The sequence below is a fragment of the Mycobacterium sp. SMC-2 genome (genome assembly GCF_025263485.1).
Classification (GTDB): Bacteria; Actinomycetota; Actinomycetes; order Mycobacteriales; family Mycobacteriaceae; genus Mycobacterium.
The window spans coordinates 2,932,970-2,958,301 of record NZ_CP079863.1 but is presented as its reverse complement, the minus strand read 5'-3'; the positions used below and the strand labels follow the sequence as shown (position 1 = coordinate 2,958,301).

At 68.1% G+C, this 25,332-nt stretch carries 20 protein-coding genes; 12 read left to right on the top strand and 8 right to left on the bottom strand.

Annotated features, from left to right (window positions below; all coding sequences use genetic code 11):
• Nucleotides 1–250 precede the first annotated feature (250 nt).
• From mptB to KXD96_RS14145, 4 genes are all read left to right on the top strand, one after another.
• A complete protein-coding gene (gene mptB, locus KXD96_RS14160) occupies nt 251–1,963 on the top strand; it encodes a polyprenol phosphomannose-dependent alpha 1,6 mannosyltransferase MptB (RefSeq protein WP_260745139.1) in 1,713 nt (570 codons plus the stop codon).
• Nucleotides 1,960–2,895, top strand: coding sequence for an ABC transporter ATP-binding protein (locus tag KXD96_RS14155; RefSeq protein ID WP_260745138.1), 936 nt, complete (start codon nt 1,960–1,962; stop codon nt 2,893–2,895). Before mptB ends, KXD96_RS14155 begins: the two co-directional genes overlap by 4 nt.
• Nucleotides 2,892–3,665 carry an ABC transporter permease gene (locus KXD96_RS14150; protein ID WP_260745137.1) on the top strand — a complete coding sequence of 258 codons (774 nt, stop codon included), beginning with the start codon at nt 2,892–2,894 and terminating at the stop codon, nt 3,663–3,665. Before KXD96_RS14155 ends, KXD96_RS14150 begins: the two co-directional genes overlap by 4 nt.
• A gap of 139 nt (nt 3,666–3,804) precedes the next feature.
• Nucleotides 3,805–4,740, top strand: a complete 936-nt coding sequence (locus KXD96_RS14145; RefSeq protein ID WP_260745374.1) for a heme A synthase — start codon at nt 3,805–3,807, stop codon at nt 4,738–4,740.
• Here the strand turns inward: KXD96_RS14145 and KXD96_RS14140 are convergent.
• Complete coding sequence (locus tag KXD96_RS14140) at nt 4,690–5,325, bottom strand: hypothetical protein (RefSeq protein WP_260745136.1); 636 nt, start codon at nt 5,323–5,325, stop codon at nt 4,690–4,692. The genes KXD96_RS14145 and KXD96_RS14140 overlap by 51 nt on opposite strands.
• A gap of 19 nt (nt 5,326–5,344) precedes the next feature.
• On the opposite strand from KXD96_RS14140, the gene KXD96_RS14135 reads away from it, so the two are divergent.
• Nucleotides 5,345–6,319 (top strand): quinone oxidoreductase, encoded by a 975-nt coding sequence (locus KXD96_RS14135; protein ID WP_260745135.1) that lies wholly within the window; start codon nt 5,345–5,347, stop codon nt 6,317–6,319.
• 4 nt (nt 6,320–6,323) lie between these two features.
• Here the strand turns inward: KXD96_RS14135 and otsB are convergent, their stop codons facing one another.
• Together otsB and KXD96_RS14125 are read right to left on the bottom strand one after the other, a co-directional pair.
• Nucleotides 6,324–10,001 (bottom strand): trehalose-phosphatase, encoded by a 3,678-nt coding sequence (otsB, locus tag KXD96_RS14130; RefSeq protein WP_260745134.1) that lies wholly within the window; start codon nt 9,999–10,001, stop codon nt 6,324–6,326.
• 356 nt (nt 10,002–10,357) lie between these two features.
• Nucleotides 10,358–11,272: a heme o synthase gene (locus KXD96_RS14125; RefSeq protein WP_260745133.1), complete on the bottom strand. Its 915-nt coding sequence runs from the start codon at nt 11,270–11,272 to the stop codon at nt 10,358–10,360.
• A gap of 256 nt (nt 11,273–11,528) precedes the next feature.
• Here KXD96_RS14125 and tkt point away from each other — a divergent pair, with 256 nt between their 5' ends.
• Genes tkt through KXD96_RS14095 form a run of 6 tightly spaced genes read left to right on the top strand, consistent with a single transcriptional unit; the run spans nt 11,529 to nt 18,380 of the window.
• Nucleotides 11,529–13,616 (top strand): transketolase, encoded by a 2,088-nt coding sequence (gene tkt / locus KXD96_RS14120; RefSeq protein ID WP_260745132.1) that lies wholly within the window; start codon nt 11,529–11,531, stop codon nt 13,614–13,616.
• Nucleotides 13,617–13,631: 15 nt separating this feature from the next.
• On the top strand, nt 13,632–14,750 hold the full coding sequence (tal, locus tag KXD96_RS14115; RefSeq protein ID WP_260745131.1) for a transaldolase: 1,119 nt from the start codon (nt 13,632–13,634) through the stop codon (nt 14,748–14,750).
• A complete protein-coding gene (gene zwf / locus KXD96_RS14110; protein WP_260745130.1) occupies nt 14,747–16,291 on the top strand; it encodes a glucose-6-phosphate dehydrogenase in 1,545 nt (514 codons plus the stop codon). Before tal ends, zwf begins: the two co-directional genes overlap by 4 nt.
• Nucleotides 16,291–17,202 carry a glucose-6-phosphate dehydrogenase assembly protein OpcA gene (gene opcA / locus KXD96_RS14105; RefSeq protein ID WP_260745129.1) on the top strand — a complete coding sequence of 304 codons (912 nt, stop codon included), beginning with the start codon at nt 16,291–16,293 and terminating at the stop codon, nt 17,200–17,202. The genes zwf and opcA overlap by 1 nt, the downstream gene beginning before the upstream one ends.
• On the top strand, nt 17,199–17,954 hold the full coding sequence (gene pgl, locus KXD96_RS14100; RefSeq protein ID WP_260745128.1) for a 6-phosphogluconolactonase: 756 nt from the start codon (nt 17,199–17,201) through the stop codon (nt 17,952–17,954). Before opcA ends, pgl begins: the two co-directional genes overlap by 4 nt.
• A 27-nt stretch (nt 17,955–17,981) precedes the next feature.
• Entirely contained in the window at nt 17,982–18,380 is a 399-nt protein-coding gene (locus KXD96_RS14095) for an ATPase (protein WP_260745127.1), read from the top strand.
• Nucleotides 18,381–18,402: 22 nt separating this feature from the next.
• Here KXD96_RS14095 and KXD96_RS14090 read toward each other — a convergent pair whose 3' ends face one another.
• The 3 genes from KXD96_RS14090 to secG form a co-directional block, all read right to left on the bottom strand.
• Nucleotides 18,403–19,179 carry a DUF4239 domain-containing protein gene (locus KXD96_RS14090; RefSeq protein WP_260745126.1) on the bottom strand — a complete coding sequence of 259 codons (777 nt, stop codon included), beginning with the start codon at nt 19,177–19,179 and terminating at the stop codon, nt 18,403–18,405.
• Nucleotides 19,180–19,297: 118 nt separating this feature from the next.
• Nucleotides 19,298–22,129 carry a phosphoenolpyruvate carboxylase gene (gene ppc, locus KXD96_RS14085; RefSeq protein WP_260745125.1) on the bottom strand — a complete coding sequence of 944 codons (2,832 nt, stop codon included), beginning with the start codon at nt 22,127–22,129 and terminating at the stop codon, nt 19,298–19,300.
• A 45-nt stretch (nt 22,130–22,174) separates the two neighbouring features.
• Nucleotides 22,175–22,408, bottom strand: coding sequence for a preprotein translocase subunit SecG (gene secG, locus KXD96_RS14080; protein WP_040624202.1), 234 nt, complete (start codon nt 22,406–22,408; stop codon nt 22,175–22,177).
• 206 nt (nt 22,409–22,614) lie between these two features.
• On the opposite strand from secG, the gene KXD96_RS14075 reads away from it, so the two are divergent.
• Nucleotides 22,615–23,301, top strand: a complete 687-nt coding sequence (locus KXD96_RS14075) for a PAS and ANTAR domain-containing protein (RefSeq protein WP_260745124.1) — start codon at nt 22,615–22,617, stop codon at nt 23,299–23,301.
• 11 nt (nt 23,302–23,312) lie between these two features.
• On the opposite strand, the gene tpiA is transcribed toward KXD96_RS14075, so the two are convergent.
• Complete coding sequence (tpiA, locus tag KXD96_RS14070; protein ID WP_260745123.1) at nt 23,313–24,098, bottom strand: triose-phosphate isomerase; 786 nt, start codon at nt 24,096–24,098, stop codon at nt 23,313–23,315.
• Complete coding sequence (locus KXD96_RS14065) at nt 24,095–25,330, bottom strand: phosphoglycerate kinase (protein ID WP_260745122.1); 1,236 nt, start codon at nt 25,328–25,330, stop codon at nt 24,095–24,097. Before KXD96_RS14065 ends, tpiA begins: the two co-directional genes overlap by 4 nt.
• Nucleotides 25,331–25,332 lie beyond the last annotated feature (2 nt).

Here is a 25,332-nt window from a genome sequence, read left to right as displayed (position 1 = left end):
GGGTCCCCTGACTGGGTGTTGCCCTGGTCACACTCAGTACAACGGGCGGCGACCCGTTGCGCCCGGCTGCGCCGCGCTTGCGATCGCCACCGGGTACAACGGGCGGCGACCCGTTGCGCCCGGCTGCGCCGCGCTTGCGATCGCCACCGGGTACAACGGGCGGCGACCCGTTGCGCCCGGCTGCGCCGCGCTTGCGATCGCCACCGGGTTGGCCAGCGGGCCGGCACGCCTCGGCGGCTACGCTGCTCTGATGGCAGCCCGCCACCACGCGCTGAGCTCGTCGATCGCCAGCCTGCACGGCGACGAGCAAGCGGTGGGCACGCCGCTGAACGATACCGAGCTCACCGCGGTGCAGCGCACCCGGCTCTTCGGCGCCACCGGCACCATCCTGATGGCCATCGGCGCGCTGGGCGCCGGGGCCCGGCCCGTCGTGCAGGACCCCACGTTCGGGGTGCGGTTGCTCAACCTGCCGTCCCGAATCCAGACGGTGTCCCTGACGATGACGACGACCGGCGCGGTCATGATGGCGCTGGCCTGGCTGATGCTCGGGCGATTCGCGCTGGGCAGCAGGCGGATGTCGCGCGGCGACCTGGACCGCACCCTGCTGCTGTGGACGCTGCCGCTGCTGATCGCCCCGCCGATGTACAGCAAGGACGTCTACTCCTATCTGGCGCAGAGCCAGATCTCGCTGGAAGGGCTCGACCCCTACCGGGTGGGCCCGGCGTCGGGGCTCGGCCTGTCCCACGTCTTCACGCTGTCGGTCCCCACCCTGTGGCGGGAGACGCCGGCGCCGTACGGCCCGCTCTTCCTGTGGATCGGGCGGGGCATCTCGGCGCTCACCGGGGAGAACATCGTCGCCGCCGTGCTGTGTCACCGGCTGGTCGAGCTGATCGGCGTGGGGCTGATCGTCTGGGCCACCCCGCGGCTGGCCCGGCGCTGCGGCGTCGCGGAGGTCAGCGCGCTGTGGCTGGGCGCGGCCAATCCACTGCTGATCATGCATCTGGTCGCCGGGGTCCACAACGAGGCGTTGATGCTCGGGCTGATGCTGGCCGGCGCCGAATTCGCGCTGCGGGGTATCGAGTCGCCTCGGCTGTTGCCGGCCTCCTGGCGGCCCGGCCCCGACTGGGAACCGGTGGGCATGCTGCTGGCCGGCGCCGTCCTGATCACGCTGTCGTCGCAGGTGAAGCTGCCGTCGCTGCTGGCGCTCGGCTTCGTCACGATGGCGCTGGCCTACCGCTGCGGCGGCAACCTGCGGGCGTTGCTGCTGACGGGCGGCGCGATGACCGGGCTGTCGCTGGCCGTGATGGCGGTCGTCGGCTGGGCCAGCGGCCTCGGGTTCGGCTGGATCTACACGCTGGGCACCGCCAACGTCGTGCGCAGCTGGATGTCCCCCCCGACCCTGCTGGCGCTGGGCACCGGGCAGGTGGGGATCCTGCTGGGGCTGGGCGATCACACCACCGCGGTGCTGGGGCTCACCCGCGCGATCGGCGTGCTGATCATCACGGTGATGGTGGGCTGGTTGTTGGTGGCCGTCTTCCGCGGCCGGTTGCACCCGGTCGGCGGGCTGGGCGTGGCGCTGGGCGTCACCGTGCTGCTGTTTCCCGTGGTGCAGCCCTGGTACCTGCTGTGGGCGATCATTCCGCTGGCCGCGTGGGCGACCCGCAGCGGCTTCCGGGTCGCCGTCATCGTCATCACGCTCGTCGTCGGCATCTTCGGCCCGACGGCCAACGGGGACCGCTTCGCGCTGTTTCAGATCGTGGACGCCACCCTGGCCAGCACCCTGATCGTGGCGGTGCTCATCGCGGTGACGTACACCCGACTGCCGTGGCGGTGGCTCCCGGCCGACGGCGCCGATACCCGGGAGCCGGCCGTCGAAGCCGCGCCGGCGCCCGCGGCCGATCACACCCCCCGGGCCACCCCCAGTTCCGAGGCGGTACCTGACGCCTACGCTGATTCCACGTGAGCTCGGACGTTCCCGAAACAGTCGTGCGGCTGCGCGGCGTGAGCAAGCATTACGGATCCACCACGGCCGTCGCCGATCTCGACCTCGAGGTGCACGCCGCCGAAGTGCTCGCCCTGCTGGGCCCCAACGGCGCCGGCAAGACCACGACGGTCGAGATGTGCGAGGGCTTCGTGCGCCCGGACGCCGGCACCATCGAGGTGCTGGGGCTGGACCCGATCGCCGACAACGCCCGCCTGCGCACCCGCATCGGGGTGATGTTGCAGGGCGGCGGCGGCTACCCCACCGCCCGCGCGGGCGAAATGCTCAACCTGGTCGCGTCCTACGCGGCCGACCCGCTCGACCCGGCGTGGCTGCTGGACACCCTGGGCCTCACCGATGCCGCCCGCACCACCTACCGCCGGCTCTCCGGCGGGCAGCAGCAGCGGCTCGCGCTGGCCTGCGCGCTGGTCGGCCGCCCCGAACTGGTCTTCCTCGACGAACCGACCGCGGGCATGGACGCGCACGCGCGGCTGCTGGTGTGGGAGCTGATCGACGCGCTGCGCCGCGACGGCGTGACCGTGCTGCTGACCACCCACCAACTCAAGGAGGCCGAGGAGCTCGCCGACCGGCTGGTCATCATCGACCACGGCGCGACCGTGGCCGCCGGCACACCTGCCGAGCTGATGCGCACCGGCGCCAAGGACGAGTTGCGGTTCACCGCGCCGCCGCGGCTCGATCTGTCCCTGCTGAGCGCCGCCCTGCCGGAGAACTACCGGGCCAGCGAGGTGACGCCGGGCGAGTACCTGGTCGAAGGCCCGGTCGACCCGCAGGTGCTGGCCACTGTCACGGCGTGGTGCGCGCGGATCGACGTGCTGGCGACGGACATGCGCGTCGAGCAGCGCAGCCTCGAGGACGTGTTCCTCGACCTCACCGGCAGGAAGTTACGCCAATGAGCGACGTTTTCCCGACGGGGACCTTCACCCCCGACCCGAGGCCCAACACCGTGCCGAGGATGCTGGCCGCGCAGTTCGCCCTGGAGCTCAAGCTGCTGCTGCGCAATGGCGAGCAGCTGCTGCTGACCATGTTCATCCCGATCACGCTGCTGGTCGGGTTGACGCTGCTGCCGTTCGGCTCCTTCGGCCAGAACCGCGCCGCCACCTTCGTCCCGGTCATCATGGCCCTCGCGGTGATCTCGACCGCGTTCACCGGGCAGGCCATCGCGGTGGCTTTCGACCGCCGCTACGGCGCGCTCAAGCGCTTGGGCGCTACCCCGCTTCCGGTGTGGGGCATCATCGCCGGCAAGTCGCTGGCCGTGGTCACGGTGGTGTTCCTACAGGCAATCCTGTTGGGCGCCATCGGGTTTGCGCTGGGCTGGCGGCCCACCCCCTTGTCGCTCGGTCTTGGCGCGGCGGTCATCGCGCTGGGCACCGCGGGCTTCGCGGCCCTGGGGCTGCTGCTCGGCGGGACCTTGCGGGCCGAGATCGTGCTCGCCGTCGCCAACCTGCTGTGGTTCGTCTTCGCCGGGCTCGGCGCGCTGACGGTGGAAAGCGGGATGATCCCGCCCTGGGTTAAATGGTCTTCCCGGCTCACCCCATCGGGTGCGCTCACCGAGGCCCTGACGCGGGCGATGGCGCTGTCGGTGGACTGGTTCGGCGTCCTCGTCCTGGCGGTCTGGGGCGCGCTCGCGGCGCTGGCCGCGCTGCGCTGGTTCCGGTTCACCTGACGCGCGGCGAGATTGCCGCCATGGTCGTGGTCGGTACCGCGAGAACAGCCATGACGGCAATCTCGGCGACGCCGGGGTTTACTACAGGACGTAGTTTTCATTGGCCTACCATCGGGCCATGCCAGTGGGACGGACGCTGATGCGGTTGGTGGACCTCCTCCCCAACCCGAGCGTGCGTGTCCAGCGCCTCATCGCCGCGGCCGTCATCCTCACCCAGGGCGGCATCGCGGTCACCGGGGCGATCGTCCGCGTCACCGCGTCCGGACTGGGGTGTCCCACCTGGCCGCAGTGCTTTCCGGGCAGCTTCACGCCGGTCGCCCACGCCGAGGTGCCGCGCATCCACCAGGCCGTGGAATTCGGCAATCGCATGGTCACCTTCGCGGTGGTCATCGCCGCGGCGCTGGCCGTGCTGGCCGTGACCCGGGCCCGGCGCCGCACGGAAGTCTTGGTGTACGCGTGGCTGATGCCGCTGTCGACGGTGGTGCAGGCGGTCATCGGCGGTATCACCGTGCGCACCGGGTTGCTGTGGTGGACGGTGGCGATCCACCTGCTCACGTCGATGACGATGGTCTGGCTGTCGGTGCTGCTCTACGTCAAGATCGGCGAGCCCGACGACGGGGTGGTGCGCCGGCGCGTCCCGGGGCCGCTGCGGGCCCTGACAGCGCTGATCGGGCTGGACCTGGCCGTGGTGTTGGTCACCGGCACGCTCGTGACGGCCGCGGGCCCGCATGCGGGTGACCGCAGCCCCACCCGGACCGTGCCCCGACTCCAGGTCGCGGTCGACACGCTGGTGCACGCGCATTCGTCGCTGCTGGTCGCCTACCTCGCCCTGGTCGTGGGTCTGGGGTTCGGGCTGCTGGCGGTGCGCGCCGCCCGGCCCATCCTGCGGCGGCTGATCCTGCTGCTCGCCCTGGTGTGCGCGCAGGCCGCCGTCGGCACCGCTCAGTACTTCACGGGGGTGCCCGCCGCGCTGGTCGCGCTGCACGTGGCCGGCGCCGCGGCGTGCACCGCGGCCACCGCCGCGCTATGGGCCTCGATGCGGGAGCGGGCCGAGCCCGAGCCGCTCGCAGGCTGACTCCACGGCCAGCGCGAACTGGCGCTCGGCGCGCTCGCGCTCGGCGGCGTCGAGGTGTCGCCAGCCCAGCGGCGGCGCGACGAGGTCAAGCCCCACCAGCCTGTCGCCTGCCACGTCTGCGCGCGCGTACAGCAGTTCGCGCGGGCCGACTCCGGTGTGGTGAGCGGCCGCCGCGAGCACGGCGTAACCGAGGTCCCACGACTCGAAATCGGGCTCGCCCGGCCAGGCGTGCGACTGCTGCCCGCCGAGAAAGATCAGCGCCGACTGCGCCGTTCCGCCGGGCAGCGTGGGAATCCCGGCGCTCTCGAGGTCGCGCAGATATCCCTCATCGAGGTTCCAGGCGACCGCGTCGGGCGGGTTGAGCAGGTGGCGCACTCGCCGGGTCCAGGCGAGGAACTCGTCGCGCCGGTCCGCGGTGGTGCGCAGGATCACGAGGTCGGCGTCGAGGGTCTCCGGGTCGTCCCACGGCAACCAGCGGGCGTGCAGCCCACGGGTGCGCAGCGCGGGCACCAGCCCGGCATCGTCGTCGCCGGGCCCCGCCAGCACGATGCGGGGATGGAAGATGTCCGGGCGGGCGAGTTTCATGCCCGGGCATCATAAGCACATGCACGCAATCGAAGTCAGGGAAACCGGCGGCCCCGAGGTGCTGCGCTACGTCGACGCGCCGGAACCGGCGCCCGGGCCCGGCGAGGTGCTGATCAAGGCCGAGGCGATCGGCGTCAACTACATCGACACCTACTTCCGCTCGGGGCTGTACCCGCGCGAGCTGCCGTTCATCCTGGGTTCCGAGCTGTGCGGCACCGTCGCGGCCACCGGTGACGGCGTCGACGGTTTCCGCGTGGGTGACCGGGTGGTCAGCGCGTCGGCGTCCGGCAGTTACGCCGAGTACGCCACGGCCCCAGCGTTTTCGACGGCACACGTGCCGGACGGCGTGAGTTCCGACGTGGCGGCGTCGGTACTGCTGAAGGGCCTGACTGCGCACTACCTGCTCAAGTCGGTGTATCCGGTGCAGGCGGGCGACACCGTGTTGGTGCACGCCGGCGCGGGCGGGGTCGGGCTGATCCTGACGCAGTGGGCTCATCTGCTCGGCGCGCGGGTCATCACCACGGTCTCCACGCCGGAGAAGGCCAAGATGTCCAGGCAGGCCGGCGCGGATGAGGTGCTTTCCTACCCCGACGACGCGGACGAATTCGGCCGGCAGATTCGCGGGCTCACCGACGGCGCCGGCGTCGAAGCCGTGTACGACGGCGTCGGCGCCTCCACCTTCGACGCCAGCCTGGCCAGCCTCGCCATCCGGGGGACGCTCGCGTTGTTCGGTGCCGCCAGTGGACCGGTACCCCCTGTGGACCCGCAGCGGCTCAATGCCGCCGGCTCGGTGTACCTGACTCGGCCGATGCTCGCCCACTTCACCCGTAGTGAACAGGAATTCGCTTGGCGCGCAGGGGAATTGTTCGACTCGATCGCCGCGGGCTCGATCAGCGTCACCGTGAGCCGGCGTTACCCACTGGCCGACGCCGCCCGGGCCCACCGCGACCTGCAAGGGCGTCAGACGGTCGGCTCGGTCGTGCTGGTGCCATAGGTTGTCAGGTGAATCGAACGACGCTGCCCGGCATTAACCGCTCCACTCGTCCGCGGCACTCGACTTCGACCGGTGGGACATCGCGTGGGTCGACGCTGATCTCCGCACCCTTACCGCTGACCCGCACGTGCAGGTGGCTGCCTCGGTAATGAATTGGAAAGCCTAGTGGCCCAAGATATTCCGGCCATTGCGGTGACAGCACGATGCGATTGCTACGAATCTCCAGACCGGTGAAGCACCGCTGCACGAAGTCGACGCTGCCGGCCATCGCGGCCAGGTGAACACCTTCGGAAGTGGTGCCGCCCTGGATGTCGGAGATATCGGATGCGAGCGCTTTCTGGAAGAATTCCAGCGCGCGATCGCGATTGGCCCGGGCCAGCACCCATGCGTGAACGACCGCACTCAATGTCGACCCGTCTGAGGTGCGGGCCAGGTAGTAGTCCACCATCTCGGGGATCTTCGCGGGGGCCAGGTGGTAGCCGAGCCGGCTTAGCAGCTCACGCAGTTCGTCCGATGACAGCAGGTAGAGCAGCATCAGTGCGTCGGCCTGCTTGGACGCTTGGTACCGGTTGACGTCGTCATCCTCGGCTTCGAGAATGCGGTCGAGGCGCTGAATGTTGCCGTAGCGCTCCCGGTAGGCATCCCAATCCAGTTCCGCCAGTTCCTCATATCCTTCGAACTGGCTGATCATGCCGTCGTGGAACGGGACGAACATGCGCCGGCTGACGTGGTCCCACTGGGTCAGCTCGTCGTCGGTCAGTTCTAGCTTCTCGCGCAGATCCAACCGGTTGGGCAGCGGCATCAGCTCGAGCGCGTCGATAGCCCGCAGGATCACCCAGGCGGCCATCACGTTCGTATATGCGTTGTTGTTTACCCCCTCATATGGCCGGTCCGGGTAGCCTGCGTGGAATTCGTCGGGTCCGACGACCCCGTTGATGCTGTAGCGATCTCGGTCGGAATCGTAAGTGGCCCTGCTCACCCAGAACCGGGCTATCTCGGCCAGCATCTCGGTCCCGTAGTCGATCAGGTACGCCAGATCGCCGGTGGCTTGGTAGAACTGCCACACGTTGTAGGCGACGGCAATGCCAATGTGGTGCGCGCGATGGCTGGGATCGGGCAGCCACCGGCCGGACCGCGGATTCAGGTGTCGCTCCGGGCTTTCCTCGCGCCCATCGCTGCCGGACTGCCACGGGTACATCGCGCCACGGTAACCGGCCAGCTTGGCGAGGCGGCGGGCCTCCATCAGGCGGCGATATCGGTAGCGCAGCAGCGATCGGGTGACCGTGGGCAGTCTCAGGTTCAGTACCTGGAAGATGAATAGCTCGTCCCAGAAAATGTGCCCGCGGTATGCCTCACCATGCAGCCCGCGGGCTGGTACCCCTACATCGAGTTCCTCGCTGTTGTACGACACAGTCTGCAGCAGGTGCAGCAGGTGTAGGCGCAGGACGCGCAAGTGCTCGGCGTGGTTGCCGAATTCAAAGGACAGCCGTTCCCACAGATGTGCCCAGGCGGTCTTGTGGGCGTCGCATATCCCGGCGTATCGCAGCTGGCGGCCGAGCCTGCGTTCGGCGCCAGTGGCCGGATGGGATGTGGCAACATCACGCCCGGTCACCAGGACGACGACCTTCTCCACGGTCAGCGCCTGGCCCTCTCGCAGGTCGGTGAAGATCTGATGGCCGATTTCGAATTCTTCGTCGAGTACTCGATAGGTTGCGGGCGCCGGCGCGTCGCCGTGCCAGATGCTGGTCCGCACGGCCAGCGCGACCGGGATCTTCGATTGGGTGGTCTCGACGGTCATCAGCACCGAGTTTTCCGACAGCACGCGCTTTTCCAGTCCCTGCAGGTGATTGCTGGCCAAGTCTCGATAACGCTCTACCCCCGAATTGCGGACGTTTCCGTCGATCGTCGACCGGAATTCGACAGTGCCCGACCAGTCCTCGGCCACGATGGTGGTTTCCATCGCGGCCACGTGTACGACGTGCATCGCTACAAACCGCTGCTGTGTCACTGAGGTGGTGCGGCCGGCGTCGTCGCGAAAACGCAGTTTGCGCATCAGCACCGCGCTACGAAGGTCAAGGGTTTGTCGGTAGGACAGCAATTTCACCGCGTCGATGTCGAACCAGTCGCCATCGTTGATGCGAAAGGTAAGCGGAAGCCAGTTGGGCAGATTCACCAAGCTTTCATGTTCTGCTCGGGTTCCGCTGATCAGGTCGTCAAGCCGGTTGTACACGCCGGCCGCGTACGTTCCCGGGTAATGAATCTGACCGGCCCTCGATTCCGGCGCGGCGCCGCGGGTGGCGAAGTAACCGTTACCGACCGTGCACAGTGCTTCGCGCAGCTTTTCGCTGGGCGGGTCATAACCCTCGAACGTGAGAGTCCAAGCGCGACTGTGCGTCTCGCGCTCATATGCCAGCCACCTGCTGCCGCGCTGGACGAAGTCACGGACTTCGGTGGGGCTTCTCAGCGTGAAGCTGGCAGCGGTCGGCCGGTCGCCATCTTCGTCGTGCCGGATTAGTATCCCGATGCCGCTGAAGCGAACCGCATCGAACGCATCCTCGTCGGTAATGTCATCACCGATATAAATGGGCAGCACCCGTTCCGTGTCAAAGATGCGATCGCGGATCCAGGTGAGGGCGGTGCCCTTGTCCCAGCCGATATCCGGCCGCAGCTCGACGACCTTGCGACCGGACGTCAGCCTCAGGCCAGGCCGAAGACCTCGCCGGCGTACCGCCGCGATCACCTCGGCCACGCGGTCGGGTGCGACATTGCGGTAATGCACCGCGATTGCGAACCGCTTGTGTTCGATGCGCGCTCCCGGGATCCGGCTCAGTTCGCCGCGAAGGTCGTCCGCAACTTTCCCAAGCACGCCTACCGCGGCGCCCGCCGCCTCGTATTGGTGGTGGCTGCCGTCGGGTGCGATCAACTCGAAGCCGTGGCTGCCGGCATACCAGATACCCGGGACCCCGACCCGAGCGCGGATATCCGCCAGATCCCGGCCGGACAGTATCGCGACCGGGCACTGCTTCGCCAGATGCGCGAGCGCCTCGGCTGCGCCCTCGACAAGCTTGGCGGTATCGGGGTCCGGCACGATTTCGGATAACGTCCCGTCGTAATCCAGGCAGATGAATGGCTGCCGGCCGGCGACAATACCGATGACCTGACCGTACGAGTCCAGCGCGTTGGGACGCTGTGACATGCGTTTGTTACCCGTGGTGACGTCGACGTAAGCGAGGTCGGGGACGACGACGTCGGCGCCGCAACGCAGGAGCTTGTCGGCTCGCCCGCCCCGCCCGACACCGATGACGAAGGCGAAGCCACCTTCCCGTGCGGCCTCCACCCCGGAATCGGCACCGGCGACGACCACCGACCGCTGCGGGGCCATCCCCAACTTGCGGGCGGCCGCCAATAAAATCGTCGGGTCCGGCAGCGGGGGAACTTCGGGTACTCCTGGGGCACGGTCGAACCGGACGGTGAACGCTTTGGCGATCCGACCCGCTGCCATCGCCTGTCCGGGCTGCGCAGCCAGGGAATAGGCAGCGGTCGCGACGCCGGCCGCCCGCAGCTTCTGCGCTAGCTCAACAGCCGACTCCAACGCCGAGTCATCGGTGCCCGGCCCGATCACGCCGTCGAGATCGAAGATCACCGCATCGTGCGAGCGCGGGTCGATAGTGACCGGCTTCATTGTGGTAGTCCCCCTCCCCGAACTCGTTGCGGCGGCATGAGAACCGGCGGCACACCGGGAGATGTGCTCGCTGTCTCATCGTTGCGTGTGGGTGAAGCGACGAGAACCTTTTGTGCGCGATCCGAGCCCTTCGGCAGCCGGGTTGTGACTAAGGTCCACTGAGAGCGGTTGGGTGCAAACCTCAGCGGCCCGGATCAGGCCACATCTGCCCCATCAGCCTCTGCGCGGGAGGAACTTGCCGTCGTGCCCGCCTCCGCGCGACAACGTAAGCGGCGCGGCACATTGTCGCTTCGATGCGGGCACGACGAGTGCCGTCCGTCCCGCGTGTGGCCGCTGCGACGGGGGCCTAGATGGGCTCAGAACAGGCGGGGCAGCGCGATCACCGAGTCGACCGCCAACGCGCAGAACACGACAGCCAGATAGTTGTTCGATTGCATGAACAACCGCAGCGGCTTGACCGGCTCGCCGGCACGCACCCCGGCGTACAGTTGGTGGGCCATCGCCAGGAACCACACCCCGGCCACCACGGCGACCGCCGCGTAGAGCCAGCCGGTGGCCAGCGCCAGCGCCAGCGTCGACGCCACCGTCAGCCAGGTGTAGATGAGGATCTGCTTGGTGACCTGACGCTCGGTCGCCACGGCGGGCAGCATCGGGACGCCGGCCGCTTTGTAGTCGTCCTTGTAACGCATCGCCAGCGCCCAGGTGTGCGGCGGCGTCCAGAAGAAAATGATCGCGAACATCACCAGCGCCGGCCAGCCGATGGTGCCGGTCACCGCCGACCAGCCGATCATCACCGGCATGCAGCCCGCTGCGCCGCCCCACACCACGTTCTGCGAGGTGCGGCGCTTGAGCAGCAGCGTGTAGACCAGCACGTAGAAGGCGATGGTAGCGCCGGCCAGGTGTGCCGACAGCATGTTCGTCGTCCACCACAGCCAGAAGAACGAGGCCACCGACAGCGCCAACCCGAACACCAGCGCGTGGCTGCGCGGGACCCTGGCATTGGCCAGCGGCCGGCGCGCCGTGCGCTTCATCACCTTGTCGATGTCGGCGTCGGCCACGCAGTTCAGGGTGTTGGCACCCCCGGCGGCGAGCATCCCACCGATCAACGTGTTGAGGACGAGCAGCGGGTCCACCGTGCCGCGGTGGGCGAGCAGCATGGCCGGAATCGTGGTGACGAGCAGCAGCTCGATGACCCGCGGCTTGGTCAGCGCCAAATACGCCAGCACTGTGCTTTGTACTCGGCTCGGGGCGACGCTCCCGCGAACGCTCACGCAATAACTCCTTGGGTCGCAGCAGCGCGCAGCATCTACTACGCACGATGGTAGACCGCGGGCCGGTAATGGCTTGCCCGCAGGGTCCATTCACCCAGATTTTCCCAAGATTTCCGAACTGAATGTTACTGGTCGACGACCACCGCGTAATTTTCACACCAGCCGGCGGCGGGTACCCGAAATCCTGCACTGCAAGAGCCGGCCGTCCCGCACTAGGGTGGGATTGATCAGCTTGATGACCCCAAGGACTGAGTCTGTGACCACACTCGAAGAGATCTCCACGCTGACCCAACCGCACCTCCCCGACGACTGGTCCGAGATCGACTCGGCGGCCGTGGACACGATTCGGGTGCTGGCCGCCGACGCGGTCCAAAAGGTCGGCAACGGACATCCCGGAACGGCGATGAGCCTGGCTCCCCTGGCCTACACCCTGTTCCAGCGCACGATGCGACACGACCCCAGTGACACCCATTGGCTGGGCCGTGACCGGTTCGTGCTGTCCTGCGGGCACAGCAGTCTGACGTTGTACATCCAGCTCTACCTGGGTGGGTTCGGCCTGGAGCTGTCCGACATCGAGTCGCTGCGCACGTGGGGGTCCAAGACGCCCGGACACCCCGAGTTCCGGCACACCAAGGGCGTTGAGATCACCACCGGTCCGCTCGGGCAGGGTCTGGCCTCGGCGGTGGGCATGGCGATGGCGTCGCGCTACGAGCGCGGGCTCTTCGACCCGGACGCCGCCGGAGGCACCAGCCCGTTCGACCACTTCATCTACGTGATCGCCTCCGATGGCGACATCGAGGAGGGCGTCACCTCGGAAGCCTCGTCGCTGGCGGCCGTGCAGCAGCTGGGCAACCTGATCGTCTTCTACGACCACAACCAGATCTCGATCGAGGACGACACCAACATCGCGCTGTGCGAGGACACCGCCGCGCGCTACGAGGCCTACGGCTGGCACGTGCAGAGGGTCGAAGGCGGCGAGAACGTGATCGGCATCGAGGAAGCCATCGCCAACGCCAAGGCCGTCACCGATCGGCCGTCCTTCATCGAGTTGCGCACCATCATCGGCTTCCCGGCGCCCAAGTTGATGAACACCGGCAAGGCGCACGGCGCGGCGCTGGGCGACGAGGAAGTCGCGGCCGTCAAGGAAATCCTGGGCTTCGATCCCGAGAAGAAGTTCCAGGTGCGCGACGAGGTCATCGCCCACACCCGCAAGCTGGTGGACCGGGGCAAGGAAGCGCACGAGAAGTGGCAGGCGGACTTCGACGCGTGGGCGCAGCGCGAACCCGACCGCAAGGCGCTGCTGGACCGGTTGACCGCCGAGGAGCTGCCCGAGGGCTGGGACGCCGACATCCCGTATTGGGAGCCCGGGTCCAAAGCGCTGGCCACCCGCGCCGCCTCGGGTGAGGTGTTGTCCGCGATAGGCCCGAAGCTGCCGGAGTTGTGGGGCGGTTCGGCCGACCTGGCCGGCAGCAACAACACCACCATGAAGGGCGCCGATTCGTTTGGGCCGCCGTCGATTTCGACGAAGGACTACACCGCCCACTGGTACGGCCGCACGCTGCACTTCGGTGTCCGCGAGCACGCGATGGGCGCGATCCTGTCCGGCATCGTGCTGCACGGCCCGACCCGCGCCTACGGCGGCACCTTCCTGCAGTTCTCGGACTACATGCGCCCGGCGGTGCGGCTGGCCGCGCTGATGGACATCGACACCATCTACGTGTGGACGCACGACTCGATCGGGCTTGGCGAGGACGGTCCCACCCATCAGCCGATCGAGCACCTCGCGGCGTTGCGCGCCATCCCCAAGCTCTCGGTGGTGCGCCCGGCCGACGCCAACGAGACCGCCTACGCCTGGCGCACCATCCTGGCCCGCGGCAACGGCAGCGGGCCTGTCGGGCTGGCCCTCACGCGCCAGGGTGTGCCGGTGCTGGAGGGCACCAGCGCCGAGGGGGTGGCCCGGGGTGGTTACATCCTGGGTGACGAAGCAGAGGATCCCGACGTGGTGTTGATCGCCACCGGCTCTGAGGTTCAGCTCGCGGTCGAGGCCCAGAAGCTGTTGGCGGACAAGGACATTGTCGCGCGGGTGGTGTCCATGCCGTGTGTGGAATGGTTCGAGTCGCAGCCCGAGGACTACCGCGACAGCGTGCTGCCCCCGTCGGTGTCAGCCCGGGTGGCCGTCGAGGCGGGCGTCGCGCAGCCCTGGCACAAGCTCGTCGGGGACACCGGCCGGATCGTGTCGATCGAGCACTACGGCGAATCCGCCGATTACAAGACTTTGTTCCGTGAATTCGGTTTCACCGCAGAAGCCGTCGCGGCCGCCGCGGAACAGGTCGTAGACAACTGAGAAGGGGTAATTCACATGACTCAGAACCCTAACCTCGCGGCGCTGTCCGCTGCGGGTGTATCCGTTTGGCTGGACGACCTGTCGCGCCAGCGGCTGCAGTCGGGCAACCTGCAGGAGCTGATCGACACCAAAAGCGTTGTCGGAGTGACCACCAACCCGTCGATCTTCCAGAAGGCGTTCGCCGAGGGCGACATTTACGACGCTCAGATCCACGAGCTCGCGGAGCGTGGCGCCGACGTCGACGCCACCATCCGCACCATCACCACCGACGACGTCCGCAACGGCTGCGACGTGCTGAGACCGCAGTGGGAGGCCTCCGACGGCGTCGACGGCCGGGTGTCCATCGAGGTGGATCCGCGGCTGGCGGCAGAGACCGACAAGACCATCGCGCAGGCCGTCGAGCTGTGGAAGATCGTCGACCGGCCGAACGCCTACATCAAGATCCCGGCGACCAGGGCCGGGATTCCGGCCATCACCGCCGTACTCGCGGAAGGGATTTCGGTCAACGTGACCCTCATCTTCTCGGTGGAGCGGCACCGCGAGGTGATGGACGCCTACCTGGCAGGCATGGAGAAGGCCCGCGAATCAGGACACGACCTGTCCAAGATCCATTCCGTGGCATCGTTTTTCGTGTCCCGGGTGGATACCGAGGTGGACAAGCGACTGGAGAAGATCGGCACCGAGGAGGCGCTGGCGTTGCGAGGCCAGGCCGGTGTGGCCAACGCCCGGCTGGCCTACGCCGCCTACCAGGAGGTGTTCGAGGGCGGCGATCGCTACGAGGCGCTCAAGGCTGACGGCGCCCGCGTGCAGCGCCCGCTGTGGGCGTCGACCGGGGTCAAGAACCCCGACTACTCCGACACCCTGTACGTCACCGAGCTCGTCGCTCCGAACACGGTCAACACCATGCCGGAGAAGACGATTGACGCCGTGGCCGACCACGGCGTGATCAAGGGCGACACCGTCACCGGCACCGCTTCCGCGGCCCAGGAGGTGTTCGACAAGCTCTCCGCGGTCGGGATCGACTTGGCCGACGTGTTCGTGGTGTTGGAGAACGAGGGCGTCGAGAAGTTCGTGGATTCGTGGGCCGAGCTGGCGGAGGAGACGCAGAAGCAGCTGGATTCCGCCTCGAAATGAGCCCGGCTCGTACCGCTGCACAATGGCATAACCCGTTACGGGACAAGCGGGACAAGCGGCTGCCGAGGATCGCCGGCCCCTGCGGCATGGTGATCTTCGGCGTCACCGGCGACCTCGCCCGCAAGAAGGTGATGCCGGCCATCTACGACCTGGCCAACCGCGGGCTGCTGCCGCCGAGCTTCTCGCTGGTGGGCTTCGCCCGTCGCGACTGGGAAACCCAGGATTTCCGCAAGGTGGTCTACCAGGCCGTCAAGGAGCACTGCCGCACGCCCTTTCGGGAGGAAAACTGGGAGCGGCTGGCGGAGGGGTTCCGTTTCGTGCCAGGCTCTTTCGACGACGACGAGTCGTTCGGCCGGCTGGCCGAAACCCTGGACAAGCTGGACGCCGAGCGCGGTACCGGCGGCAACCACGCCTTCTACCTGGCCATCCCGCCCAGGTCCTTTCCGGTGGTGTGCGACCAGCTGCACAAGTCCGGGTTGGCCCGCCCGCAGGGTGATCGATGGAGCCGGGTGGTGATCGAGAAGCCGTTCGGGCACGACCTGGAGAGCGCGCAGGCCCTCAACCATGCGGTCAACGCCGTCTTCCCGGAGGAGGCGGTGTTCCGCATCGACCACTATCTGGGCAAGGAGACCGTGCGCAACATCCTGGCGTTGCGGTTCGCCAATCAGTTGTTCGACCCGATCTGGAACTCGCACTACGTCGATCACGTGCAGATCACCATGGCCGAGGACATCGGATTGGGCGGGCGGGCCGGCTATTACGACGGCATCGGCGCCGCCCGCGATGTCATCCAGAACCACCTGATGCAGCTGCTGGCGCTGACCGCGATGGAAGAGCCGGTCAGCTTCAACCCGGCGGCATTGCAGACCGAGAAGATCAAGGTGCTCTCGGCGACCCAGCTGGCCCAGCCGCTCGACGAGACGACCAGCCGCGGCCAATACACCGGCGGTTGGCAGGGCGGGGAGAAGGTCGTCGGACTGCTCGACGAGGAGGGGTTCGCCAAGGACTCCGCCACCGAGACGTTCGCCGCCATCACGCTCGAGGTCGACACCCGCCGCTGGGCCGGCGTGCCGTTCTATCTGCGGACCGGGAAGCGCTTGGGCCGCAGGGTGACCGAGATCGCGCTGGTCTTCAAACGCGCGCCGCACCTGCCGTTCGACGCCACCATGACCGACGAGCTGGGCGCCAACGCCATGGTCATCCGCGTGCAGCCCGACGAGGGCATCACGCTGCGGTTCGGCTCCAAGGTACCCGGCACCGCGATGGAGGTCCGCGACGTCAACATGGACTTCTCCTACGGCTCGGCGTTCGCCGAGGAGTCGCCGGAAGCCTACGAACAGCTGATCCTCGACGTGCTGCTGGGCGAGCCGTCCCTGTTTCCGGTCAACGCAGAGGTCGAATTGGCTTGGCAGATACTGGATCCCGTCCTCGATAATTGGGCGGCCGACGGCAAACCCGAGCCGTACGAGGCGGGCACCTGGGGGCCGGAGTCGTCGTTCGAGATGCTGCGCCGGACGGGCCGCGAATGGCGGCGGCCCTGATGATTATCGACATGCCGGACACCACCACCACCGCGGTCAACAAGAAGCTCGACGAACTGCGGGAGAGGGTCGGCGCCGTGACGATGGGCCGGGTGCTCACGCTGATCATCGCGCCGGACAGCGAGGCCATCCTGGAGGAGTCGCTCGAAGCGGCCAACGACGCCAGCCACGAGCATCCCAGCCGGATCATCGTCACGATGCGGGGCGACCCGTACGCCGACAAACCGCGCCTGGATGCGCAGTTGCGCGCGGGCGGCGACACCGGCGCCAGCGAGGTGGTGATCCTGAACCTGTCGGGGGCGCTGGCCGGGCACGCCTCCAGCGTCGTGACCCCGTTCCTGCTGCCCGACATCCCGGTGGTGGCGTGGTGGCCTGACATCGCCCCGGCCGTCCCGGCGCAAGACCCGTTGGGCAGGCTGGCGATTCGGCGCATCACCGACGCCACCAACGGAACCGACCCGCTGTCGGCCATCAAGAGCCGGCTGCGCGGGTACACCGCCGGCGACACCGACCTGGCCTGGGCCCGCATCACCTACTGGCGGGCGCTGCTGACCTCCGCGGTCGACCTGGCGCCCCACGAACCGATCGAGTCGGCCCTGGTGTCCGGCTTGAAAACCGAACCGGCGCTTGACATCCTGGCGGGCTGGCTGGCCAGCCGCATCGATGGCCCGGTGCGCCGGGCGGTCGGCGAACTCAAGGTGGAACTCGTACGCAAGAGCGAGACCATCGTCTTGAGCCGGCCCCAAGAGGGCAGGACGGCGACACTGAGCCGCACCGCCAAGCCGGAGGCGCTGCTTCCCTTGGCGCGCAGGGAAACCGGCGAATGCCTGGCCGAGGACCTGCGGCGGCTGGACCCCGACGAGATTTATCAGACAGCGCTGGAAGGCATTGAGAAAGTGCAGTACGTGTGAGCACCATCATCGAAGTTTTTCCGGAAGGTCACGCCCTGATCGAGGCGGCCGCCGCCCGGCTGGCCGAGACCATCCGCACCGCCGTGGCGGCCCGGGACCGGGCACTCGTCGTGCTGACCGGCGGCAGTAACGGCATCGGGTTGCTCAAGTCGTTGGCGGGGCGCGAGATCGCCTGGCCCAAGGTGCACCTGTTCTGGGGTGACGAACGCTACGTCCCCGAGGACGACGACGAGCGCAACGACAAGCAGGCGCGCGAGGCGTTGCTGGACCGGATCGACATTCCGTCCAGCCATGTGCACACGATGCCGGCCAGCGACGGCGAATTCGGCACCGACATCGCCGCCGCGGCACTGGCCTACGAGCAGCTGCTGGCGGCCAACGCCGAACCCGGCCAGCCGGTTCCGAATTTCGACGTGCACCTGTTGGGCATGGGGCCGGAGGGCCACATCAACTCGCTGTTCCCGGATACCCCCGCCGTGCTGGAAACCAGCCGCATGGTGGTCCCGGTCGAGGACTCCCCGAAGCCGCCTCCCCAGCGAATCACCTTGACCCTGCCCGCGGTTCAGCGTTCACGCGAGGTGTGGCTGATGGTGTCGGGAGCGTCGAAGGCCGACGCGGTGGCCGCGGCCATCGGCGGCGCCGCCCCGGTTTCGGTGCCCGCAGCCGGCGCGATCGGCCAGGAAACCACGCTGTGGCTGCTCGACGAGGAGGCGGCGGCCAAACTGCCCGCTCGCCCGGGTCAGCCGGCCTAGCCCCGGCCCGGTGTGATCCGGGCCATAATGACGGTCATGGCAGACAGAACCGTGCGCGGAGGGCAGGAGCGAAGCCGGCTCAAAACCCTCACCCAGGCCGCGTTGAACGCCGACAAGACGGTGGAGCAGGTCGAAGACGTCCTCGACGGCCTGAGCACGACCATGAAAGAGCTGAACACGTCCCTTTCAGCCCTGAACGCCACGGTCGAGCGCATGGAAAGCGGCCTGGACCACCTCGACGGCACCCTGTCGCGGCTCGACGATCTGGCCAGGCGGCTGATCGTCCTGGTCGAGCCCATCGAGGCGATCGTCGGGCGGATCGACGGCATGGTGAAGGTGGGCGAGACGATGATGACGCCGGTCGCGATGACCGAGCACGCCGTGCGCGGCGTTCTGGACCGGCTGCGCAACCGGACGGCGGAGTGACGACGCACCGGATTCGCCGCGTCTAGGTCCCACGGTCGACGGCGTCGAAAACCTCCATCGCATGCCGAAACGGCGCCGAGGTGATTCCCGGGTCCGTGGAGAGCGGATGGTCCAGCGAGAATACGATGGACAGCAGCAGGCCGAGAAGGACTGCAATCGCGCTGGAAACGAGCGCGTGACCGATGGTGCTGCCCAGGCGCAGAAAACCGGTGAACGCTACCAACACGGTCCCACCGAACACCAGCCCCAGCCATAGCAACGGCGGTATGCGCGGCCTGGTGTCGATGATGCGCTGGGTGCGGTCGGACGCCAACACGGTCAACTGGCCGACGAACTCGGCATTGATCGGGCTAGACGCGACGCCAGGCGGCTGACGACCGACGATGCGGTACATGTTGGTGATTGCGGCTCGGGCGCCGTCGTTGCCGCCATTGCTTGGCTTCCGTCCGGAATCCGCGACCGCGGTCGCGTACTGGCGCAGCAGCTGTTGAAGCTGCGTCCGCTCCGGTTCTGGCATGGCGACGGTCTGCCGGTACATCGTCGTCAGCGCCGAGGCCTCGTTGGCGGCAATCGCCTCGGCCGCGGAGAACTGTTGCCAGGAGACGACCACGGTGAATCCGAGCAGAGCCCCGTATACCAGCGCGACAATGGCGATGAACGGTGACACCGACGGGTTGTGCAAGGGATCGACGGTCCGCAGGGTGCGTTTTGCCACCCAAATGCCGCCGAGCGCGAGCGCGATGGCGGCGACGACGACCAGAACCAGAAGTTGCCACAGAGGTGGTCCGGATCCGCGCATCGGCCTCCTGCCAGGCATCGCTCACCGGCGTCCGGGGCGGCTTCCGCCTGGGGCTGGCCGTCATCATATTCGCGTCTTGCTCAACACGCGTCGAATTCGGCCCGGATTCGGCGGGGCGTCACCCGCTGTTGCGCAGCGCGCTGGCCAGCCCGTTCATCGTCAACAGGATGCCGCGCTGCACCAGTTCGTCGTCATCGCCGGAGCGGTAGCGGCGCAGCAGCTCGACCTGCAGGTGGTTGAGCGGTTCGAGATACGGAAACCGGTTGAACACGGAACGGGCCAGCGCCGGGTTGTCGGCCAACAGATCGTCCTGACCGGTGATGAGCTTGTGCATCGCGATGGTTCGCCGGTGCTCGTCGACGATCTTGTCGAACACCCGGCGCCGCAGTTCCTCGTCGTCCACCAGTTCGGCGTACCGGGCCGCCAGGCCGAGGTCGCTCTTGGCCAGCACCTGCGCCATGTTGGACAGCACGCTGGCGAAGAACGGCCACCGCTCGTACAGTCCGTGCAGGACCGCCACGCGCTCGTCTTCGCTTTCCGGGCCAGCCGCGATCCACTGCTCGAACGCCGAGCCGGTGCCATACCAGCCGGGAAGCATGACGCGGGATTGGCTCCACGCGAGCACCCACGGGATGGCGCGCAGGTCCGCGATCGACGACGTCGGTTTGCGTGACGTCGGGCGGCTGCCGATGTTCAACGAACCGATCTCGCTGACCGGCGTGGAAGCCATGAAGTACTCGACGAAACCCGGTGTGTCGTGCACCAATTCGGTGTATGCGCGCTGCGCCAGGCCGGCGACTTCGTCGAGCACCGCGTAGGCCGGCTCCGCCGCGTCGCCGAGGCCCTCGACGTCGAGCAGCGTCGACTCCAGCGTGGCCGCCACCAAGCTCTCCAGGTTGCGCCGCGCCGCCTGGGGTTCGGCGTACTTGGCGGCGATCACCTCGCCCTGCTCGGTGAGCCGCAGCGAGCCGTTCACCGCGCCCGGCGGTTGCGCCAGGATGGCCTGGTAGCTCGGCCCACCGCCGCGGCCGACGGTGCCGCCGCGACCGTGGAAGAGCCGCAACCGGATTCCCGCTTTGCGCGCGACCTCGACCAGGGCCAGCTCGGCTCGGTAGACCGCCCAGCTGGAGGCCAGGTAACCGCCGTCCTTGTTCGAGTCGGAGTAGCCGAGCATCACCTCATGGCGTCCGCCCTGCGCGTCGACGACCGCCCGGTACAGCGGAAGCTCCAGCATCGCCTGCAGGATGGCCGCGCCGTTGTGCAGGTCCTCGATCGTCTCGAAGAGCGGCGAAATGGCCACCGGGCAATACGGTTCCGGCCCCGAGGCGTCCAGCAGCCCAGCCTCTTTCAGCAGGATCGCCACCTCTAAGACGTCGGACACCGAGCGGCACATGGAGATGACGTAGTTCGGGACGGCGGCCGCACCGTAGCGCCCGACGGCGTGCGCCGCGGCGCTGACGACCTCGAGCTCCTTGCGGGCCAGGTCGGACAGGCCCCCGCACGCGGGCGGCACCCCCAGCACCCGATCGCCGACCAAGGGACGGCGGGTGGCCAGTTCGCCGACCAGCAGTTCGACGCGCTCGTCCTCGGGCAGCGAGCCGTAGTCCGGGTGCACCCCGGCCCACGCCAGCAACTCCCCCACCACCTCTTCGTGGACGTCGGAATTCTGCCGCAGGTCCAGCCCGCTCAAGTGAAACCCGAAGACGCTCACGCCTTCTCGCAACAGGGCCAGCCGGTCGTCGGCCAGCAGCGCGCTGCCGTGGGTGCGCAGCGACTGGTCGATCGTGTCCAGATCTGCCTGCAGTTCGGCCGGGTCGGAATACCGTGTCAGGCCGAGGTTGAGCTCGTTCTGCGGTTGGCGGTCCAGGATCTCGGCGGCGGTCGCGGTCAGCCGGGCGCGGATCACCCGCACCGCCCGCCGGTACGGCTCGTCGGCGCGGGCCTTCTCTTGGCAGCCCTCGGCCAGTTCGGCCAGCCCGGGGGTCACGGCCACGAGTCGGGCGGACATCGATAGATCCTGCTCGAGGGCGGTGAGTTCGGCCAGGTAATGCGACAGCGCGGTGAACGCGGCGCTGCCGGTGGCCTCGCGCACCACATCGCCCGTCACGTTCGGATTGCCGTCGCGGTCGCCACCGATCCAGGAGCCCGGCCGCAGGATCGGGGCGGCGAGCAGATCGGTGTCGGGCCAGCGCGCCCGCAACGCGTCGCGCACCTCGGCATTGACCTGCGGGATGACCTGGAAGAAGGCGGCGGGGTAATAGCGCAGCCCCACCTCGATCTCGTCGGTGATCTGCAGCCGGGACAACCGGAGCAGCGCGGTCTGCCACAGGGTGAGGACCTGGCGGCGCAACTCGCGCTCGACGTTGCGGCCGTCGTCGGTTTCGGTGTGCCCCTCCGCGTGCAACCGCATCAGCTGGGTGATCCGGTGCTGGGTGACGAAGACGGTGCGCCGCCGGGTTTCGGTGGGGTGCGCGGTGATCACCGGGGAGATCAGGGCATCCCGCAGCGCATCGGAAACCGTGGCCGAATCCAGTTCGGCCCCATCGAGTTTCGCGTAAGTGGCGGCCAGGCTGCTGTCCTGCGGCGGCTCGCCTGCGGCGACGTGGATCGCACGGCGGCGCTCCCGGTGGATGTCCTCGGCCACATTGGCCAGCAGCGCGAAGTGGCTGAACGCACGGATGACCGGGAGCGCTTGGTGAATGTCGATGCGAAAGAACATCCGCGCCAGGTCGGCCCGGTCGATCTCGGAGCGGCGCACCCGGAACGATTCGACTCGGGCGCGTTCCACGAGGTCGAAAACCTCGTCGCCGTTCTGCTCGCGCACGGTGTCGCCGAGGATCGCGCCCAGCAGCCTGATGTCGGCACGCATCGGCTCGGTCGCCTCGCGACCGACCAGCGTCCGTTGCACGGCGCCGATCGGTTCCAGCGCGATGTCGGAAACGTCAACCATGCGTCCCAGTATCGGCGCGGATCACGTGGTCCGCCCGCCGACGGGTCACCGGTACTTGATGAGCAGCGCCACCCCGATGATGGAAACCAGCCAGATGCCGGTGATGAACAGCGTCAACCGGTCCAGGTTCTTCTCCACGACCGTCGAGCCGGAAAGACTGGACTGCACACCGCCACCGAACAGCGTCGACAGGCCGCCACCCTTGGCGCGGTGCAGCAGCACCAGCAACACCACCAGCACGCTGGTGACCACCAGGGTGATCTGCAGAGCCAACTCCATGACCGGCAGCTTACCGGGCGGCGCTCAATCGGCCGCAAATGGCCTGGATGCTCGTAGCCGATGCCTTGTACTCCCAGTGGGTGCATGCGAGGATCAGCGATAGATGCTCCGCTGACGAAGTCGGCGCCGGCGTTGAGCGATTCCTTGCAACCATCGCTGTTTGTTCCTTTGCACCCTTGCTACGTGCCACAACATTGGACGTAGCGATGGTTACGGATTTCAGCAGACCGAAGCCCGCCGACCCGGTTGTTCAGGCGTTGGCGGCCGGTTCGCCGCAACGCATGGGGACGTTCCGCTTCTACTTCGACGGCGAACGCTGGGAGTGGTGCGAACAGGTGGCACGGTTACACGGCTACGAGCCGGGCACCGTGACACCGACAACGGAGTTGGTGCTATCGCACAAGCATCCCGACGACCGCAAGCAGATCGCGGCCACGCTGGATGACATCCGCCGCACCCAGGGTGCGTTCGGCACGCGGCATCGGATCATCGACGTGCAGGGCCACGTCCACGACGTCGTCGTGATCGGCAACCGGCTCCTGGATGCGGCGGGCAAGGTCGTCGGCACGGAAGGCTTCTACGTCGACGTGACGCCCACCGAGCACGTGGACCAGGAGGCCCTGACCGCCGAAGTGGCGAAGTTCAGCAAGAACCGCGCCGTCATCGAACAGGCCAAGGGCATGCTGATGGTGATCTACGGGATCGACGACAAGACAGCGTTCGGGTTGCTGAGGTGGCGATCCCAGCAGCACAACGTCAAGCTGCGCCCGCTGGCACGACAGATCGTCACCGAGTTTCTGGCCTTGTCGCGCAGGGACTCCCACCCCCTTCGGTCCGCTTACGACGACATCGTGCTGACCGCTCATCTGCGGGTCGGCCCGCAGGTCTGCTGACGCCTGCCGCGTTACGGCAGCGGCCCGCCGGCGGCGATGGCCGCCAGCGTCGCGAACTGCTCACCGTCCAGAGACGCCCCACCGACCAGCGCCCCGTCGATGTCCTCGCGGGCGATGATGTCGCCGATGTTCTTGGCGTTCACCGAGCCGCCGTAGAGCACCCGCACGCCCTCGGCAACCTTCGACGAGGCGAGAGACGCCAACGTCGCGCGGATCGCGGCGCACACCTCCTGAGCATCGGACGCGCTGGCCACCCGTCCGGTTCCGATCGCCCAGACCGGCTCGTAGGCGACGACGACCTTGTCCAGCTGTTCGGCCGACAGGCCGGCCAGCGAGCCGCGCAGCTGCTCCTCGCAGTGGCTGACGTGCCCGCCGGCCTCACGTACCTCCAGGTTTTCACCGATGCACACGATGGGCGTCAGCTCGTGCTTGAGCGCCGCGGCGGCCTTGGCGGCCACCAGCGCGTCGTCCTCGTTGTGGTAGGTGCGCCGCTCGGAGTGGCCGACCACGACGAAGCTGCAGCCGAGCTTGGCCAGGAACGCCCCGCTGATGTCACCGGTGTAGGCGCCGGAGTCGTGCTGGGACAGGTCCTGGCCGCCGTACGTCAGCCGCAGCTTGTCGCCGTCGACCAGGGTCTGCACGCTGCGCAGGTCGGTGAACGGCGGCAAGACCGTGACGTCGACCTTGTCGTAGTACTTGTCCGGCAGCGCGAACGCAATCTTCTGCACCAGCGCGATCGCCTCGAAGTGGTTGAGATTCATCTTCCAGTTGCCGGCGATCAGTGGCTTGCGGCTCACGCGTCTCCTCCACTTGGTTGCGGACGGCCCAGCACCTCGATGCCCGGCAGCGTCTTGCCCTCGAGGTATTCCAGCGACGCGCCCCCGCCGGTGGAGATGTGCGAGAAGTCGCCCTCCGGGATGCCCAGCGCACGCACCGCGGCCGCGGAGTCGCCGCCACCCACCACGCTGAACGCACCCTTGCCGGTGGCCGCGGCGATGGCCTCGGCGACACCGCGGGTGCCCGCGGCGAACGCGGGGAACTCGAACACGCCCATCGGGCCGTTCCAGAAGACGGTCCGGGCGTTGGACAGCAGCGCCGCAAAGCGTTTGACCGATCCCGGCCCGATGTCCAGCCCGATCATGTTGTCTCCGATGGCGTCGGCGGCCACTGTCTGCGACGGCGAGTCGGCGGCGAACTGCTCGGCCACCACGACGTCCACCGGAAGTCGCAACACGTCGACGTAGGTGTCCAGCAGCCGGCGGCAGGTGTCCACCATCTCGGTTTCCAGCAGCGATTTGCCCACCGAAAATCCTTGCGCGGCAAGGAAGGTGAAACACATCCCGCCGCCGATCACGATGCTGTCGGCCTTGGTCGCCAGCGATTCGATGACGCCGAGCTTGTCGGACACCTTCGACCCGCCGAGCACCACCGCGTAGGGACGGGTGGTCGAACTGGTCAATTGCTCCAGCACCCGGATCTCGTCGGCCACCAGCGTGCCGGCGTAGTGCGGCAGCAACGTGGCCACGTCGTACACCGAGGCCTGCTTGCGGTGCACCACCCCGAAGCCGTCGGAGACGAAAGCCCCTCCGGGCGAGACTAATTCGGCGAGTTCACGGGCGAGCGCGAGGCGCTCGCCGTCGTCCTTGCTGGTTTCCCGCGGGTCGAAGCGAATGTTCTCCAGCAGCAACACGTCGCCGTCCGTGAGGCCTTCGGCCCGGGCCAGCGCGTCACCGCCGACGACGTCACCGGCCAGCTGCACGTGCCGGCCCAGTCGCTCACCGAGCGCCGCCGCGACCGGCGCGAGCGACAACTTCGGGTCGGGCCCGTTCTCGGGCCGGCCGAGGTGCGCGGTCACCACCACCTTCGCGCCGGCGTCGACGAGCGCCTGCAACGTCGGCACCGACGCGGTGATCCGGCCCGGGTCGGTGATGGCGCCGTCGTCGAGCGGCACGTTCAGATCGGAGCGCACCAGCACGGCCCGCCCCGAAACCCCCTCGGCCAGCAGGTCTTCGAGTGTCGGAACGGCCACGA

Excerpts from the sequence above, each read along its gene's own strand:
- KXD96_RS14150 (WP_260745137.1), top strand. The coding sequence starts at position 2,892 with ATGAGCGACGTTTTCCCGACGGGGACCTTCACCCCCGACCCGAGGCCC.
- KXD96_RS14075 (WP_260745124.1), top strand. The coding sequence starts at position 22,615 with ATGGTTACGGATTTCAGCAGACCGAAGCCCGCCGACCCGGTTGTTCAG.
- KXD96_RS14090 (WP_260745126.1), bottom strand. The coding sequence starts at position 19,179 with ATGCGCGGATCCGGACCACCTCTGTGGCAACTTCTGGTTCTGGTCGTC.
- KXD96_RS14095 (WP_260745127.1), top strand. The coding sequence starts at position 17,982 with ATGACGGTCATGGCAGACAGAACCGTGCGCGGAGGGCAGGAGCGAAGC.
- zwf (WP_260745130.1), top strand. The coding sequence starts at position 14,747 with ATGAGCCCGGCTCGTACCGCTGCACAATGGCATAACCCGTTACGGGAC.
- opcA (WP_260745129.1), top strand. The coding sequence starts at position 16,291 with ATGATTATCGACATGCCGGACACCACCACCACCGCGGTCAACAAGAAG.
- mptB (WP_260745139.1), top strand. The coding sequence starts at position 251 with ATGGCAGCCCGCCACCACGCGCTGAGCTCGTCGATCGCCAGCCTGCAC.
- ppc (WP_260745125.1), bottom strand. The coding sequence starts at position 22,129 with ATGGTTGACGTTTCCGACATCGCGCTGGAACCGATCGGCGCCGTGCAA.
- KXD96_RS14145 (WP_260745374.1), top strand. The coding sequence starts at position 3,805 with ATGCGGTTGGTGGACCTCCTCCCCAACCCGAGCGTGCGTGTCCAGCGC.
- tal (WP_260745131.1), top strand. The coding sequence starts at position 13,632 with ATGACTCAGAACCCTAACCTCGCGGCGCTGTCCGCTGCGGGTGTATCC.
- secG (WP_040624202.1), bottom strand. The coding sequence starts at position 22,408 with ATGGAGTTGGCTCTGCAGATCACCCTGGTGGTCACCAGCGTGCTGGTG.
- KXD96_RS14140 (WP_260745136.1), bottom strand. The coding sequence starts at position 5,325 with ATGAAACTCGCCCGCCCGGACATCTTCCATCCCCGCATCGTGCTGGCG.
- KXD96_RS14135 (WP_260745135.1), top strand. The coding sequence starts at position 5,345 with ATGCACGCAATCGAAGTCAGGGAAACCGGCGGCCCCGAGGTGCTGCGC.
- otsB (WP_260745134.1), bottom strand. The coding sequence starts at position 10,001 with ATGAAGCCGGTCACTATCGACCCGCGCTCGCACGATGCGGTGATCTTC.